Source organism: Myxococcus qinghaiensis (assembly GCF_024198215.1).
GTDB classification, from domain to species: Bacteria; Myxococcota; Myxococcia; order Myxococcales; family Myxococcaceae; genus Myxococcus; species Myxococcus qinghaiensis.
This window is the reverse complement of the sequence record NZ_JAKCFA010000002.1, coordinates 342,758-357,894: the sequence shown is the minus strand read 5'-3', so window position 1 is coordinate 357,894 and position 15,137 is coordinate 342,758. Positions and strand designations below refer to the sequence as shown.

Sequence of the window (15,137 nt, the reverse complement as noted above, 5' to 3'; positions counted from 1 at the left end):
GGCGATACGGGCCGTTCGGGGGCGGTTGTGTCCCCCCACGATGTCGCGTCCCATTACTGGAGCGTGCATGTCCCCCGTGTCCCGCCGTCTCGCGGCGCTGCTTTGGTTGTCCCTCGCAAGTCCCGCCGTCGCCCAGACGCCACCGCCCACTCCGTCGAAGGCCCCCGGTGCCTCGACGCCGGAGCGCACGGAGCGCATCCGCTCGCGCTACACCAAGTTCGAGTACCGCATCCCCATGCGGGACGGCGTGAAGCTCTTCACCTCCGTCTACATCCCCGTCGATGCCTCTCCCGCGAAGCGCTATCCCATCCTGCTGGTGCGCACGCCCTACAGCGTCGCGCCCTATGGGCTGGACCGCTACAAGACGCAGCTCGGACCGAGCGAGGCCTACGAGAAGGAGGGCTTCATCTTCGTGTTCCAGGACGTGCGCGGCCGGCTCATGTCCGAGGGCGACTTCGTCAACGTGCGCCCCATCAACCCGAAGAAGGGCGCGAAGGACACGGACGAGAGCACCGACACGTACGACACCATCGACTGGCTGGTGGCGCGCGTGCCGAACAACAACGGCAAGGTGGGGCAGTGGGGCATCTCCTATCCCGGCTTCTACGCCTCCGCGGGCGCCATCAGCGGCCACCCGGCGCTCAAGGCGGTGTCTCCGCAGGCGCCCATCGCTGACTGGTTCTGGGACGACATGCACCGGCACGGTGCGTTCAACCTGTCGCTCGCGTTCAACTTCTTCTCGGGGTTCGGCAAGCCCCGGCCGGCGCCCACGGACAACGAGGACTGGTCGCGCTTCGAATACGGCACGCCGGACGGCTACGAGTTCTTCATGGACCTGGGGCCGCTGAGCAACGCGGAGACGAAGTACTTCAAGGGCGACGTCGCGTTCTGGAAGGACGTCACGGCGCATCCCAACTACGACGCCTTCTGGCAGGCGCGGAATCTCCTGCCGCACCTGAAGGGCCTGAAGGCGGCGATGATGGTGGTGGGCGGCTGGTACGACACCGAGGACCTGTACGGCCCGCTGCGGACGTACGCCGCCATCGAGAAGCAGAACCCGGGCGTGGCGAACACGCTGGTGATGGGCCCGTGGCAGCACGGCGGCTGGGTGGGCACCGAGGGCTCCAGCCTGGGTGACGCCGAGTTCGGCTTCCGCACCTCGGACATGTACCAGGAGCTGGGCCTGGCCTTCTTCAAGCAGCACCTCAAGGGGGGCGAGAAGGCGGCGGTGCCGGAGGCGCTGGTGTTCGAGACGGGCGCCAACCGCTGGCGCCAGTTGGAGAGCTGGCCGCCGAAGGGGCTGCGTGAGACGCGGCTGTTCTTCCAGCCCAAGGGTGGGCTGTCCCAGAAGGCGCCCACGGGCACCACGGAGTCGTTCGCGGAGTACATCAGCGACCCGGCCAAGCCGGTGCCGTACACGCAGGAGATCACCACGCGCTGGAGCAAGGACTACATGGCGGAGGACCAGCGCTTCGTCGCGAGCCGACCGGACGTGCTGGTGTTCGAGACCGAGCCCCTGGAGCAGGACCTCACGCTGGCGGGCCCGCTGGAGGCGGACCTGTGGGTTTCCACGACGGGCTCGGACGCGGACTGGGTGGTGAAGCTGGTGGACGTGAATCCCGGCAAGCCGCGCGGCTGGAGTCGGAGCGACGCGGAGAAGGGCGCGAAGAACCGGGGTGGCCAGCAGACGCTGGTGCGCGGAGAGCCGTTCCGCGGGCGCTTCCGCGACAGCTACAGCGAGCCCAAGGCCTTCAAGCCCGGTGAGGTGACGAAGGTGCGCTTCACCATCAACGACGTCTTCCACACGTTCCAGAAGGGGCACCGGGTGATGTTCCAGGTCCAGTCGAGCTGGTTCCCGTTCATCGACCGCAACCCGCAGACGTACGTGCCCAACATCTTCGAGGCGAAGGAGGCGGACTTCACGCGCGCCTTCCACCGCGTGTACCACTCCGCGGCGCACCCCAGCTCCATCAAGGTGGGTGTGCTGCCGGCGCTGGACGCCCAGGGCAACTAAAGGTGGTGCGAGTGAGCGCGGCGGTGCATCTGTCAGGCACCGTCCGCTCGCGCGCGAAGGGCGGGTGACGGGGCGGGACTTCCTTCCCGTTCCTGTTACGTTTCGCCCGCACGGAGGGAGGGGAGGGTCATGAAGGGCACCGAGAGCGGGCCGGTGCGGCTCGATGGGAGTGAGGGTGAGGGGGGAGGGCAGATCCTCCGCTCGGCGTTGTCGCTGTCACTCATCACCGGACGGCCGTTTCACATCACCCACCTGCGCTCGCGGCGGGAGCCTCCGGGGTTGAGGCCCCAGCACCTGGCCTGTGTGCGCGGCGCCGAGGCCCTGGGTGGTACCAGCGAGGGCGCCACGGTGGGCGCCTCCGAGCTGTCCTTCACGCCGGGCCCCGTGCGCGCGGGCGACTACCTGCTGGAGGTCGGCACCGCGGGCAGCACGCCGCTCATCTTCCAGTGCCTCGTCTATCCGCTGGCCCTGGCCGGGGGTGGAAAGCTCACGCTCCGGGGAGGCACGCACCTGCCGCACAGCCCCAGCTTCCACTACGTCGCCACGGTGTGGCAGCCGGTGGCCCACGCGTACGGGCTCCCCGTGCACCTCACCATGACGCAGGCGGGGTTCTATCCGGAGGGCGCGGGGGAGATGGTGGCCCACGTCTTTCCGCCGCAGGAGCCGCCCCGGCTGGTGGAGCTGCCCGCGCGGGGGATGCTGCGCGAGGTGCACGTCTCGTCCTTCGTGGGAGGCCTGCCGTTCGCCATCGCGGAGCGGCAGTCGCGCGCCGCCGTGGCGGTGCTGCGGGAGCGGGGCATCCTGGCCGAGGCGGAGAACCGCCCGTTGCCGGTGAGCCGCTCGCTGGGCACGGTGACGTTCGTGCTGGCGCAGTTCGAGCACACCATCGCCGGCTTCACCGCGCTGGGAGAGAAGGGACGGCCCGCCGAGGACGTGGGGCGCGAGGCCGGCGAGGCCCTGGCGCGCTTCATGGAGACGGGGGGCGCGCTGGACGAGTCGCTGGCGGATCAGATCCTGCTGCCGGCGGCGCTGCTGGCCGCGGGGCGCCTGGGGCCGGTGACGCCGGGCACCACGCGCTTCACCGCGGCTCGGGTGTCGGACCACCTCACCACCCATGCCCGCGTCGTCGAGCGCTTCCTGCCGGTGAAGGTCCGGGTGGAGGCGGGCGGCGCGGTGGAGGTGGCCCCGGCTTGAGGGCCGGGGTGGGGGTGGCTCAGGCCGGCTCGTCGTTGTCGCGGCTGGAGTTGTTGCCGAAGGTGTTCTGGTTGCCCATCTCCTTCGAGGTGGACCGGAAGGCGCGGAACCCGAAGGGGATGGCGACGAGGAACACCAGGCCGGCGAGGCCCACGGCCTTCCAGGGGAAGGGCTGCGCCTTCACCTGGATGTCCTTGCCATAGTTGTTGAGGTTGTTGCCCATGGCGCGCTGCTTGGCGGCCTCGCGCTCCTCGGCGGTGAGCTCACGAGGGGCGTTGAATTCCTGGACCGGTTTGCGCGGCTGAGCCAGTGCCGCTCCGCCGCCGGTCGCGAGCGCGAGGACCAGGAGGAGTCGGGCAAGGGAGGGATTTCGCATGAGGGGGGAGGCTATCACGACCCAACGGGAGTGCTGAACAGGGCTTGCACCGGGAGAGCGTGTCCAGTACGCGCCAGGGGGCCCACATCCACCCCGGACGCCATGCTGCGCCTGCCCTTCATCGCCCTCGCCAACCTGTTGCTGCTCCTGCGAACCCTGTTGGGTGCGCCCTTCCGCCTGTTCGCGGCCAGTCACAGGCCCGCCTATGTGCGCTTCCGGCTTGCGGGGGACCCTCCGTACCGGGAGCAGCGCAAGCCCCGGTTTTCGCTGGGGGGAGGCTCGCGTCCGGAGCCCGCGGACGTCACCTCGCTGGAGCGGTTCGGCGAGGCCCTGAGGCTGCTCGCGAAGGACCCCAGGGTGAAGGGAATCCTCCTGGAGGTGGAGGAGCTGGGGTTGCCGGGGGCCAAGCGCGACGCGGTGGTGGCGCTGCTGGCGGAGTTCCGGGCGGCGGGCAAGCGGGTGGTGTCCTGGGCGGTGATGGTGGACACGGACACGTACCCGGTGCTCTGCGCGGCGGACGAGGTGCTCCTGGCCCCCATGGGGCGGTTGGAGCTGGTGGGGTACTCGGCGGAGTCCACGGCGCTGGGCGAGGGGTTGTCTCGGATTGGCATCCGGCCGCAGTTCATCCGGCGGGGTGACTACAAGACGGCGCCGGAGCTCTTCACGCATCCGGAGGTGTCGGACATCCAGCGGCGCACGGTGGAGTCCTTCCTGGACGAGCGCTACGCGACGCTGGTCGACGCGGTGTCGGTGGCGCGGCGCAAGACGCCCGAGGAGGTGAGGGCGCTCATCGACCAGGGCCCCTACAGCGGACCTCGGGCGAAGGCGGCGGGGCTGGTGGACGCGCTGGTGGACGAGTCGGACCTGCCGCTGCACCTGGGGTTGGTGAAGGTGGAGGCGGGGAAGGAGCCAGCGGACGTGGAGGACACGGAGTTGGAGGCGCTGGACACGTATCTGGAGACGGTGCCGTTCCCGCCGGTGAAGTGGCGGCGGTTGAAGCGGAAGCCTCGGCTCGCGCTGGTGCCGGTGTCGGGGATGATTGTGCCGGGGAAGGGGAACGCGGGCGGGCGGCTCGCGACGGTGGATGCGGTGGTGAAGGGGTTGCGGGCGGCGGGGCGGGACAAGCGCACGAAGGCGGTGCTGCTGTATGTGAACAGCCCGGGTGGGGCGGCGATTGCTTCCGAGCAGATTCTGGAGGCGGTGCAGCGGGTGGCGCGCAAGAAGCCGGTGCTCGCGTACATGGACCAGGTGTGCGCCAGTGCGGGCTACATGGTGGCGCTGGGGGCGAAGGAGCTGTGGAGCGCCCCGCATGCGGTGGTGGGGTCCATCGGTGTGTTCGCGGGCAAGTTCGACACGTCCGGGCTGATGAACATGCTGGGCATCCACAAGACGCTGATTACGCGCGGGGCGAACGCGGGGCTGCTGTCGTTCTCGCGAGGCTTCACCGAGGGTGAGCGGGCGGCGCTGGAGGCGGACATCGAGGAGATGTACCAGTCCTTCCTGGGGCACGTGGCGAAGGCGCGGGGGCGGACGAAGGAGGAGATCCACGCGCTGGCGGAGGGCCGGGTGTACTCGGGGCTGCGCGCCAAGGACGTGGGGTTGGTGGACAGGATTGGTGGGTTCGAGGAGGCGTGTCGGTATGCGCTGTCCCTGGCGAAGGTCGCGCCTGGGGACTTCGAGCTGAAGACGTATGGGGCCGCGGAGCGGCGGATGTCGCTGCTGCGGTTGTTGATGGGCGCGGCGCAACCCCAGACGTACTCGCTGTGCTCCGTGTCGTGGAACCTGGCCGGGCAGGAGCGGGAGACGTTGGCGTCACTGGCGGATGAGACGCGGTGGAGTGCGTGGCTGCGCGAGTTGTCACGCGAGGCTCGTGGCGAGGGAGAGTCGCCGTAGTGGTCGAGTGTGAACGCCACGGGCTTGGGGAACCGCCTCCGGGAGAAATGCCATGAATCATCGGGACGCCTCTTGGGAGGACACTCCACGGTGCCGGCAGTGCAATGGGGAGTTCGAGTTCGTTAAGGCGCAAGGTCCCGTAGAGACGTATCGATGCGTGTCTTGCGGTATGGAGATGGTCGGGATCATGTCCCCTCCGATTGAGGAATTTATCAAATTCCTTGGGCCACGAGGAAAGCTGAGGGTGCGCTGGGGCGGGAAGTCAGCAGGCGCAAAAGAGGCGCACGCGTTGCGCCAGTTGGCGCCCGAACTCCAGGCCAGGTCTGTTCCGGAAGTCCTGGCTCTGCTGAGAAGCAAGAGCGAATGGGTCTTTGAGGAGCTAACTCAAGGCCAAGCGAAGGAGCTGGGGCAGCGGGCGACTGCCCTGGGCCTGGAAGTCAGCACGGAGTTTCCAGATGCCCAGTGAGCTGGCGAAGTGGGCGTAGCTCCCTGGCTTCCGCTCTCACCGGCAATGGTCCGGGCCTTCGGATGAAGAGAATCTGGCGAACAGTCGTGAGGAGCGGGCAAGTCAGGCTGGGTGGGGGAGCGCCGTAAAGGGGCCATCCGGAGTTGACCTGACGGTAGGAGCATTCTTGCTGCTTGAGCTGGCGATTGGCGACGCCTATGGCGCGGGGTTCGAATACGCGCCGGAGATGACGAAGTACAACGACCTGTCGCGCTATGTTCAGCATCCCCGGCATCTGGGGACGCTGCCTGGCATGTACACGGACGATACGCAGATGAGCCTCGCGATTGCCGAGGCGCTCATCGACGATGAACCCTGGAGGCCGCTCAACCTCGCCACGCGGTTCGTTCAGGTGTACCAGCGCGATCCTCGCGAAGGGTATGCCCGAAGCTTCCAGGAGTTCTTGGAGACCGTGCGGGATGGGCATGACTTCCTGGCTCGAATTCACGGAGACAGTGACAAGAGCGGTGCGGCGATGCGCGCCGGGCCCTTGGGCGTGTTGGGCTCGTCCAGTGAGATCATCAAGCGCTGCACGACTCAGGCGGCCATCACCCATGACACCCCGGATGGCATCCACGCCGCATGTGCCTCGGCACTGATGGTGCACTACTGCCTGTACGGAATCGGGCCCAAGGCGGAAGTGGGGGAGTACCTCCAGGAACTGGTCCCAGGGCAGTGGATCCTGCCCTGGGAGGGCAAGGTCAACGCGAAGGGCTGGATGAGCGTTCGCGCGGCGATCACGGCCCTGGCGCGCAATGCGTCCATGAGTGCGCTGCTCAAGGACTGTGTCTCGTTTGGCGGAGACGTGGACACGGTCGCCTCAATGGCATTGGCTGCGGGCTCCTGCTGCCAGGAGATTGCCCAGGATCTGCCGCAGCACCTGATCGACGGGCTGGAGAATGGCCCCTATGGTCGGGACTACCTTCACGCGTTGGATGAACGGCTCATGGCTCGCTGATCCGCCTCGCGATTGAGCTCTTGAGGGACGCGGCGTCTTGGCTCGTCCCCGTGCTACCTTCCGCGCTCCATGAAGCGGACCGTCCTCATTGGTAGCCTCCTCCTGGCCCCGGCCTGCGCCACCACGTCGCGGGAGCCCGTCTCCGTCGCGGAGTCCTACGCCCGCGCCCTGGACGAAGGCCGTCTCCAGGACGCCTACGCCCTCACCACCGATGGCCCGGAAGGGCTGGTCGCCTTCCTGGAGCGCTATTCCGACGAGACCACCCGCCGCGAACGCGCCGCCGCCGTCCGCGCCGGTGCCGCCGTCCTCGAAGCCCGCGCTCCCTCGCTCACCCTGGCTCGCGCCGGTGAGGACTGGCGCGTCGTCGAGGCCCGCCCTGCCGATGTCCCCCGTGCCGCTCTCCGCCGCTTCCTGGACGCCTCGGACGCCAAGGACTGGAAGACGGTCTGGAGCCTGCTCGCCGCGCCCTTGCGTGCCCGCTACACCCCCGAGCGACTCCAAGAGGACTTCGAGCGCGAGCCCCTCGCCAAGGAGCGCCTGCGCCGCGCCCGACTCGCGCTCAACACCCACGTCCGGGTCGGCGCCGGTGAGGCCGTCTTCCCCCTCGGCGACGAGCGGGCTGTCCTCCTCGTCCTCGAAGACGGCGAATACCGGATCTCCGCGCTCGAATAGGCCCACGGGCCCCTTCGCGCAGCGGCCCTGATGGACACCTTCAGCCCGCCAACACCCTCCAGCCCTCCAGGCCGTCGACAGGGTGCGTCCGGGTCCACCCCGCGTTAAACGACGTTGACAGTCCCCCCGGGGCTGGCATGTTCCGCGCCCGCTGAGGGGCGCCCCAAGCGCCCGTTTTCCAAAGGTTTCAGGTGTCCCGATGAGCGTTTCCGAGGCCAGCATCCTCGCGGCGATGTCCAAGGTGATCGATCCCGAGCTGCACGTGGATCTGGTGAAGGCGGGGATGGTGAAGGACATCCGCGTCAGCGGCGACACGGTCAAACTCAAGATCGAACTCACCACGCCCGCCTGCCCCATGAAGGCCAAGATCCAGGCCGACTCGGAAGCCGCGCTCAAGGCCGTCCCCGGCCTCAAGTCCTTCGACATCGAGTGGGGCGCCCAGGTCCGCGCCTCCGGCGGTGGCGCTCCGCCCCCCGGCGGCCTGCTCCCCAAGGTGAAGAACATCATCCTCGTCGGCGCCGGCAAGGGCGGGGTGGGCAAGAGCACCGTCGCCGTCAACCTGGCCGCCGCCCTCGCGCAGCACGGCGCCAAGGTCGGCCTGCTCGACGCCGACTTCTACGGCCCCTCCATCCCCCTCATGACGGGCCTGGGCGACAAGAAGCCCGTCAGCCCCGACGGCAAGTCGCTGGATCCGCTCATCGCCCACGGCATGAAGGTCATGTCCATCGGCTTCCTCGTGGAGGCCGACCAGGCCCTCATCTGGCGCGGCCCCATGCTCCACGGCGCCCTGATGCAGCTCGTGCGCGACGTGAACTGGGGCGAGCTCGACTACCTGGTGCTGGACCTGCCCCCGGGCACCGGTGACGTGGCCCTGTCGCTGTCCCAGTCCATCCGCGCCGCCGGGGCCGTGCTCGTCACGACGCCGCAGGACGTGGCCCTGGCCGACGTCGTCCGCGCCAAGCAGATGTTCGACAAGGTCCACATCCCCGTGCTGGGCATTGTCGAGAACATGTCCCAGTTCGTCTGCCCGAACTGCTCGCACGTCACCCCCATCTTCAACCATGGCGGGGGCCGCAAGGCCGCGGAGATGTTCGGCATTCCCTTCCTCGGAGAGGTTCCGCTGGACTTGAAGGTGCGTGTGTCGGGAGACTCGGGCGTACCGGTGGTCATCGGCGCCAAGGACAGCCTGGAGGCCAAGGCCTTCCAGGAGGTCGCTCGCAACATCGCGGGTCGAGTGTCCGCACAGGGCGCCAAGAGCATGCCGCTGCCGGTGGTGCAGGCCCGCTGACAACCACCCAGGAGACGCTGCATGCCCCCAGCCGGCAATGACGACTTCCCCGACGACCCGTTGATCGACGAGGACCGCTCCGGCCGAGAGGGCCGCTCCGGTCCCGCGGGCTTCGTTCCGGAGTTCGTCCGTCGCATGGCTGTCGCCGGCCTGGGCGCCCTCTTCATGACCGAGGAGGGCATCCGCAACCTGGCGGGGCAGCTCAAGCTCCCCAAGGAAGCCCTCGGCTTCATCCTCTCCCAGGCGGAGAAGACCAAGGACGAAGTCACCGGCGCCGTCACCGAGGAGCTCCGCCGCTTCCTCCAGTCCGAGAAGCTGCGCGACGAGTTCCTCAAGCTCGTCTCCGGCATGACGCTGGAGATCAAGGCCCAGGTCCGACTCGTCCCGCCGGACAAGGCCGAGAAGATGGGCTCCGACGAGCCCGAGAGCCCCGAGCCTCGTCCCAAGAAGGAGAAGACCGCCGCCCCCACCGCGCGCGTCGTCATCTCCGAGCTCAACGCCCGCCGCCCCGGCTCCAAGCGTTCCAAGAAGGAGTAGTGGTGGCGGACACGCCTCCTCCCGAGACAGCCCCGCCGGCTCCTGTCCGCAAGGGCTGGCGCTCGTCCCCGCTGGCGAAGCGCCTGCCGCTGCTGCTGCTCCTCGGCCTGGGCGTGTTCATCTGGCAGATCACCGGCGTCCCCGAGCGGGAGCTGGTCATCCAACCCGATGGCGACGGCTGGAGTCAGGCCCGCGCCCTGGACCTCCAGGTGTTGGACCCGGAGGGCGCGGTCCTCAAGCGCGAGGAGCGCTTCTTCGGCGACACCGGCGCACCTCCAGAGTTGAGCTTCAAGGTGGACCTGCCCGAGGGCTCCTTCCGGACCCTGTTCTTCGTGAAGCTCGCGGGCCGCGAGGAGCGGGTGCGCGTCGACGAGCCGCTCACGGTGGGGGAGGAGCGCTACATCGTTCGCCGGCTCCAGTTGCCAGCCGCGACTCGTTGACCGCCCTGGGGGCGTGGGCTATGGGCGCACCACGTCATTCACATTCCGACCGAGGGGTTCGAGAGCACCATGGCAACGGAGCACATCGTCGTCGTCGGCGCCGGGCAGATGGGCGCGGGAATCGCGCAGGTGGCATTGCAGGCGGGTCTGCGCGTCACGCTGGCGGACGTGTCCAAGGAAGGTCTCGCCAAGGGTGCTGACCGCATCCGCGCGGGCCTGAAGAAGCTGGTGGAGAAGGGCAAGCTGGACGCCGCGAAGCAGCAGGCCGCCGAGGCCAATCTCGCCACCCTCACCAACGTCACCGAGGCGAAGGACGTCGACTTCGCGATTGAAGCCGTGACGGAGAACGAGGACCTCAAGCGCCGCATCTTCCAGGACCTGGACGCGGTCGTCCGGCCGGGCGGCATCCTCGCCACCAACACCTCGTCCATCCCCATCACCCGCATCGCCGCGTCCACGAAGCGCCCCGAGTTCGTCATCGGCATGCACTTCATGAACCCCGTGCCGGTGATGCAGCTGGTGGAGCTCATCCGTGGCGCCGCCACGTCGGATGAGACCTACGCCACCACGCGCGCCCTCTCCGAGCGCATGGGCAAGACGACCGTCGTCTCGAAGGACTTCCCGGGCTTCATCGTCAACCGCATCCTCATCCCGATGCTGAACGAAGCCTGCTACGCGCTGATGGAGGGCCTGGGCTCCGCGGAGGACATCGACACCGCGATGAAGCTGGGCACCAACCAGCCCATGGGCCCGCTCCAGCTCGCCGACTTCATCGGTCTGGACACGGTGCTCTACATCGCCGAGGTGCTGCACAAGGGCCTGGGTGACTCGAAGTACCGCCCGTGCCCGCTGCTGCGCCAGTACGTCGACGCCGGCTGGTACGGCAAGAAGAGCGGTCGCGGCTTCTACAAGTACTAGGCACCACCCTCCCGAGGAGCCTCGAACATGACCTACGAGAACATCCGGCTGGAGCACGACGGCGCGGTCGCCACCCTGACCATCGACCGTCCCAAGGCGCTCAACGCCCTCAACAACAAGACGCTGCAGGAGTTCGAGGCCGCGGTGAAGTCGCTCGGCGCCGACACGCGCGTGCTCATCGTCACCGGCGGGGGCGAGAAGGCCTTCGTCGCGGGCGCCGACATCGCGGAGATGTCCGCGCTCGAGGAGCCCCAGGCTCAAGAGTTCGCCGCCCTGGGCCACCGCGCCTTCGCGCTGCTGGAGTCGCTGTCCATCCCCACCATCGCGGCGGTGAACGGCTTCGCGCTCGGCGGTGGCTGTGAGCTGGCCCTGGCGTGTGACTTCATCTACGCCTCCGAGAAGGCCCAGCTCGGCCTCCCCGAAGTGGGCCTGGGCGTCATCCCCGGCTTCGGCGGCACCCAGCGCCTCACCCGCGCGGTGGGCCGTGCCCGAGCGAAGGAGCTCGTCTTCACGGGCGCGCGCATCGACGCGGCGAAGGCGAAGGAGATCGGCCTGGTGCTGGAGGTGTTGCCGGCCGCTGAGCTGCTCGCGCACTGCCGCTCCGTCGCGGCGAAGATGATCAAGAACGGCCCCCTGGCCATCGCCAAGGCCAAGCGCGTCATCGAGCAGGGCGCGGACAAGGACCTGGGCGAGGCCAACACGCTGGAGCGCCAGGGCTTCGCGGAGCTGTTCGGCTCGGACGACCAGCGCGAGGGCATGAAGGCGTTCCTCGAGAAGCGTCCCGCCGTCTTCACTGGCAAGTGAAGTGAATCACGCGCTCGCGGTCGGGAGTCTCCTCACGGTCCTCCTGGCCGCGACGCCGGCCCGCTGCGAGCCTGTCTCCGAGCCCGTCGTTGAACCCGCGCCCGAAGCTCCGCAAGCTCCGGACGACGAGACCGGACGGGCTCCGGCCCTGGTCTCCTGGAAGCGCTCGCTGTGCATCTACACGGGCTGCTTCCTGGAGCTGTTCATCCCCGATGTCCGCTACCAGTGGGGACAGGGCTCGAGGGAGCACTGGGTCCTGTCCTGGCCCATCCACCCGTGGGCCTTCCCGGCGTGGGACATCCCCGGGCCCACCCTCATCCTGTCGCCCTTCGTGGAGCCCCAGGTGCGCCTGTCGCCCGCGGCCTTCCGGCTGCTCGCGGGGGCGCGGGTGTATGCGTTTCCGGACAGCGCCCGGCTGGGTGTGCTCGCGGAAGGGGCGGGGCTGTGGGGCCAGGATGGCTCAGGGGGCTTGGCGGGCCTGGGCCTCACCTACGACTTGATTGAACGCGGTCCGAACACGAAGCCCTGGACGGTGTCCGTGGTGATTCGTCGGGCCTGGACGGGGGAGGGGGCTCGGATGGACCTCTCCCTGGACGTCACGGTGCCACTGAACATGTTCCTGGGCTCACCCCTGGATTCCAGGGGGCCCGGCGGGCGGTCGTCGGCTAATCGGCACGGCAACCCTCGCTTGGGGGCTGGCGGAGCGTCTTCGCTATTCCCTGGGAGCACCCCCCGTAATATGGAGCCCTCATGAACTTCGAGCTGACCGATGTCCAGCGCGAGATCCAGCGGATGTGCCGCGAGTTCGCCGCCAAGGAACTGACCCCCAACGCCCGGAAGTGGGACGAGCACCACTCCTGGCCCACGGATGCGGTGAAGAAGCTCGCCGAGCTGTCGCTGCTCGGCGTGGCCGTCTCCGAGAAGTACGGCGGCGCCGGTCTGGACAACGTCTGTTACGCGCTCGCCATGGAGGAGATCAGCCGAGGCTGTGCCTCCACCGGCGTCATCATGAGCGTGAACAACTCGCTCTATTGCGACCCGGTGTCGAAGTTCGGCACCGAGGCCCAGAAGGAAGAGTTCCTCGCGCCGTTCGCCCGGGGCGACAAGCTCGGCTGCTTCGGCCTGACGGAGCCCGAGGCCGGCAGCGACGCCGCCGCCCAGCAGACCATCGCGGTGCGCCGGGGCGACGAGTTCGTCATCAACGGCTCCAAGAACTGGATCACCAACGGCCCCAAGGCCGACGCCATCGTCCTGTTCACGATGACCAACAAGGAGGCGGGCAACAAGGGCATCACCGCCTTCCTGGTGCCCACCAACACCCCCGGCTTCACCCGCGCCGAGCCCGACAAGAAGATGGGCATCAGCGCCGCTTGGTCCTGCTCCATGTTCTTCGAGGACATGCGCGTGCCGGCCAAGAACATCCTGGGCAAGGAGGGCGAGGGCTTCAAGGTCGCCATGTCCACGCTGGACGGTGGCCGCATCGGCATTGCCTCGCAGGCGCTGGGCATCGCACGTGCGGCGTACGAGGAGGCGGTGCGCTACTCGGGTGAGCGCAAGTCCTTCGGCAAGCCCATCCGCGAGCACCAGGCCATCCAGTTCATGATCGCCGACATGGCCATGGAGATCGACGCGGCCCGCCTGCTGGTGTGGCGCGCGGCGCTGCTCAAGGACAAGGGCGTGCGCCACAGCGCGGAGAGCGCGATGGCGAAGCTGTACGCCAGCGAGATGGCCAGCCGGGTGGCGAACAAGGCCCTCCAGGTGCACGGCGGCATGGGCTACAGCAAGGAGATGGACGCCGAGCGCCACGTGCGTGACGCGCGCATCACGGAGATCTACGAGGGGACGAGCGAGATTCAGCGCATCGTCATCTCCGCCAACGTCCTGAAGGAGTAGGCACCATGAAGAGGGCACTGCTTCCCGTTCTGATCCTGGCCTCGGCCACCGCGTTCGCGGAGAGCGTTCCGCCGAAGAAGCCCGAGGGCGGGAAGCCGGCCCCCACCACGAAGGCGCCCGCGAAGAGCGACGCGCCGGACGTGGCCCGCATGCCTTTCACTCCGGACTCCATCCGCCAGGTCGTCACGTACAATCAGGGGCGGATCCAGGAGTGCTACGAGGACCACATGGCGGAGAAGAACAAGAAGGCGGAGGGCAAGCTGCTCACGTCCTTCACCATCGACGCCAATGGCCTGGTGAAGAGCGCGAAGGTGCGCAAGGGCAGCACGCTGAAGGACCCGAACCTTCATGACTGCGTGGTGGCCGTGTTGTCGTCCATGACGTTCCCCAAGCCTCCGGACGGCGCCGACCACCCCATCGAGTATCCGTTCAACCTCAAGGCCATCGAGTAGGACGACCGACGTGAACCTCGAGCTGACCGAGACGCAGACGCTGATTCGCGAGACGGCCCGCAAGTTCGCGCGGGAGCGCGTGGCGCCGCTTGCCCGCGAGCTGGACCGCCAGGAGCGCTTTCCCACCGAAATCTTCAAGGAGCTGGGGGAGCTGGGGCTGCTGGGCGTGAACATCCCGGCGAAGTACGGCGGCTCGGAAGCGGGCGCCGTGTCCTACGCGCTGGCGATGATGGAGATGGCCGCCGCGGATGCGTCCACGTCCGTGGCCATGGCCGTGACGAACATGTGCGCGGAGCTGATCAACGCGTTCGGCACCGAGGCGCAGCGCGAGAAGTATGTGACGCGGCTGACGTCGGGTGAGGCCGTGGCGGGCTCGTTCGCGCTCTCCGAGCCGCACGCGGGCTCCGACCCCGGCGCGCTGATCACGTCCGCGGTCCGCCGTGGCGACTCGTGGGTCATCAACGGCAGCAAGCAGTGGATTACGTCCGGTGCGCACGCGGGCGTGATGGTGGTGTGGGCGCGCACGTCCCCGGCCGGCAACAAGGGCCTGTCCTGCTTCATCGTGGAGGGTGGGACGAAGGGCCTCATCATCGGTCGCCACGAGGACAAGATGGGGCTGCGCTCCTCGAACACCGTCGCGCTGACGTTCGAGGACTGCGTGATTCCGGCGGAGAACCTGCTGGGCTCGGAAGGGCAGGGGTTCCGGCTGGCGATGGTCGCGCTGGATGGCGGGCGCATCGGCATTGCCTCGCAGGCGTGCGGCGTGGCGCGCGCGGCGCTGGAGGCCACCGTGTCCTACGTGAAGGACCGCAAGGCGTTCGGCCAGGCGATTGGCGAGTTCCAGGGTCCGCGCTTCATGATCGCCGACATGAAGACGCAGATCGACGCGGCGGAGTTGCTGACGCTGCGCGCGGCGTACATGAAGGACCAGAAGCAGCCGTTCACCCGCGAGGCGTCGATGGCGAAGCTGTTCGCCAGCGAGACGAGCAATCGCGTCTGTGACAAGGCCGTGCAGCTCCACGGCGGCTACGGCTACATCGACGAGTTCCCGGTGGAGCGGTACTTCCGCGACGCGCGCGTGCAGACCATCTACGAGGGCACCAGCGAGGTGCAGCGGATGGTGATTGCCCGCGAGAGCTTCAAGCTGTTGGGCTGAGGCGAGGTTTCGTTCTTCCGCTTCGCGGCCAGGGAGG

At 68.4% G+C, this 15,137-nt stretch carries 16 protein-coding genes; 15 read left to right on the top strand and 1 reads right to left on the bottom strand.

What is annotated here, in order from left to right; translation table 11 throughout:
• Positions 1–67 precede the first annotated feature (67 nt).
• Positions 68–2,014, top strand: a complete 1,947-nt coding sequence (locus LZ199_RS03985) for a CocE/NonD family hydrolase (protein ID WP_253992294.1) — start codon at positions 68–70, stop codon at positions 2,012–2,014.
• Positions 2,015–2,143: 129 nt separating this feature from the next.
• Positions 2,144–3,208, top strand: a complete 1,065-nt coding sequence (gene rtcA / locus LZ199_RS03980) for an RNA 3'-terminal phosphate cyclase (protein WP_253992293.1) — start codon at positions 2,144–2,146, stop codon at positions 3,206–3,208.
• A gap of 19 nt (positions 3,209–3,227) precedes the next feature.
• Here the strand turns inward: rtcA and LZ199_RS03975 are convergent, their stop codons facing one another.
• A complete protein-coding gene (locus tag LZ199_RS03975; RefSeq protein ID WP_253992292.1) occupies positions 3,228–3,584 on the bottom strand; it encodes a hypothetical protein in 357 nt (118 codons plus the stop codon).
• A 102-nt stretch (positions 3,585–3,686) separates the two neighbouring features.
• Between LZ199_RS03975 and sppA the strand changes: the two genes are divergently transcribed.
• The 13 genes from sppA (at position 3,687) to LZ199_RS03910 (ending at position 15,100) form a co-directional block, all read left to right on the top strand.
• A complete protein-coding gene (sppA, locus tag LZ199_RS03970) occupies positions 3,687–5,477 on the top strand; it encodes a signal peptide peptidase SppA (protein ID WP_253992291.1) in 1,791 nt (596 codons plus the stop codon).
• A gap of 187 nt (positions 5,478–5,664) precedes the next feature.
• On the top strand, positions 5,665–5,943 hold the full coding sequence (locus LZ199_RS03965) for a hypothetical protein (RefSeq protein ID WP_253992290.1): 279 nt from the start codon (positions 5,665–5,667) through the stop codon (positions 5,941–5,943).
• A gap of 166 nt (positions 5,944–6,109) precedes the next feature.
• Positions 6,110–6,940, top strand: a complete 831-nt coding sequence (locus LZ199_RS03960; protein WP_253992289.1) for an ADP-ribosylglycohydrolase family protein — start codon at positions 6,110–6,112, stop codon at positions 6,938–6,940.
• Positions 6,941–7,009: 69 nt separating this feature from the next.
• A complete protein-coding gene (locus LZ199_RS03955; RefSeq protein ID WP_253992288.1) occupies positions 7,010–7,612 on the top strand; it encodes a hypothetical protein in 603 nt (200 codons plus the stop codon).
• A gap of 199 nt (positions 7,613–7,811) precedes the next feature.
• Complete coding sequence (locus LZ199_RS03950) at positions 7,812–8,900, top strand: Mrp/NBP35 family ATP-binding protein (protein ID WP_163867297.1); 1,089 nt, start codon at positions 7,812–7,814, stop codon at positions 8,898–8,900.
• A gap of 21 nt (positions 8,901–8,921) precedes the next feature.
• On the top strand, positions 8,922–9,437 hold the full coding sequence (locus LZ199_RS03945) for a hypothetical protein (RefSeq protein WP_253992287.1): 516 nt from the start codon (positions 8,922–8,924) through the stop codon (positions 9,435–9,437).
• 2 nt (positions 9,438–9,439) lie between these two features.
• Positions 9,440–9,877, top strand: coding sequence for a hypothetical protein (locus LZ199_RS03940; RefSeq protein WP_253992286.1), 438 nt, complete (start codon positions 9,440–9,442; stop codon positions 9,875–9,877).
• Between the two features lie 69 nt (positions 9,878–9,946).
• Positions 9,947–10,795, top strand: a complete 849-nt coding sequence (locus LZ199_RS03935; protein ID WP_046713803.1) for a 3-hydroxyacyl-CoA dehydrogenase family protein — start codon at positions 9,947–9,949, stop codon at positions 10,793–10,795.
• A 27-nt stretch (positions 10,796–10,822) separates the two neighbouring features.
• Entirely contained in the window at positions 10,823–11,599 is a 777-nt protein-coding gene (locus tag LZ199_RS03930; RefSeq protein ID WP_253992285.1) for an enoyl-CoA hydratase/isomerase family protein, read from the top strand.
• A gap of 1 nt (position 11,600) precedes the next feature.
• Complete coding sequence (locus tag LZ199_RS03925) at positions 11,601–12,353, top strand: hypothetical protein (protein ID WP_253992284.1); 753 nt, start codon at positions 11,601–11,603, stop codon at positions 12,351–12,353.
• Complete coding sequence (locus tag LZ199_RS03920) at positions 12,350–13,492, top strand: acyl-CoA dehydrogenase (RefSeq protein WP_253992283.1); 1,143 nt, start codon at positions 12,350–12,352, stop codon at positions 13,490–13,492. The genes LZ199_RS03925 and LZ199_RS03920 overlap by 4 nt, the downstream gene beginning before the upstream one ends.
• 5 nt (positions 13,493–13,497) lie before the next feature.
• Positions 13,498–13,944, top strand: coding sequence for an AgmX/PglI C-terminal domain-containing protein (locus LZ199_RS03915; protein ID WP_253992282.1), 447 nt, complete (start codon positions 13,498–13,500; stop codon positions 13,942–13,944).
• A gap of 10 nt (positions 13,945–13,954) precedes the next feature.
• Complete coding sequence (locus LZ199_RS03910; protein ID WP_253992281.1) at positions 13,955–15,100, top strand: acyl-CoA dehydrogenase family protein; 1,146 nt, start codon at positions 13,955–13,957, stop codon at positions 15,098–15,100.
• Positions 15,101–15,137: the final 37 nt, after the last annotated feature.

Coding starts and splice junctions, on each gene's coding strand:
- LZ199_RS03985 (WP_253992294.1), top strand. CDS start 68: ATGTCCCCCGTGTCCCGCCGTCTCGCGGCGCTGCTTTGGTTGTCCCTC.
- rtcA (WP_253992293.1), top strand. CDS start 2,144: ATGAAGGGCACCGAGAGCGGGCCGGTGCGGCTCGATGGGAGTGAGGGT.
- LZ199_RS03975 (WP_253992292.1), bottom strand. CDS start 3,584: ATGCGAAATCCCTCCCTTGCCCGACTCCTCCTGGTCCTCGCGCTCGCG.
- sppA (WP_253992291.1), top strand. CDS start 3,687: ATGCTGCGCCTGCCCTTCATCGCCCTCGCCAACCTGTTGCTGCTCCTG.
- LZ199_RS03965 (WP_253992290.1), top strand. CDS start 5,665: ATGTCCCCTCCGATTGAGGAATTTATCAAATTCCTTGGGCCACGAGGA.
- LZ199_RS03955 (WP_253992288.1), top strand. CDS start 7,010: ATGAAGCGGACCGTCCTCATTGGTAGCCTCCTCCTGGCCCCGGCCTGC.
- LZ199_RS03950 (WP_163867297.1), top strand. CDS start 7,812: ATGAGCGTTTCCGAGGCCAGCATCCTCGCGGCGATGTCCAAGGTGATC.
- LZ199_RS03945 (WP_253992287.1), top strand. CDS start 8,922: ATGCCCCCAGCCGGCAATGACGACTTCCCCGACGACCCGTTGATCGAC.
- LZ199_RS03935 (WP_046713803.1), top strand. CDS start 9,947: ATGGCAACGGAGCACATCGTCGTCGTCGGCGCCGGGCAGATGGGCGCG.
- LZ199_RS03930 (WP_253992285.1), top strand. CDS start 10,823: ATGACCTACGAGAACATCCGGCTGGAGCACGACGGCGCGGTCGCCACC.
- LZ199_RS03920 (WP_253992283.1), top strand. CDS start 12,350: ATGAACTTCGAGCTGACCGATGTCCAGCGCGAGATCCAGCGGATGTGC.
- LZ199_RS03915 (WP_253992282.1), top strand. CDS start 13,498: ATGAAGAGGGCACTGCTTCCCGTTCTGATCCTGGCCTCGGCCACCGCG.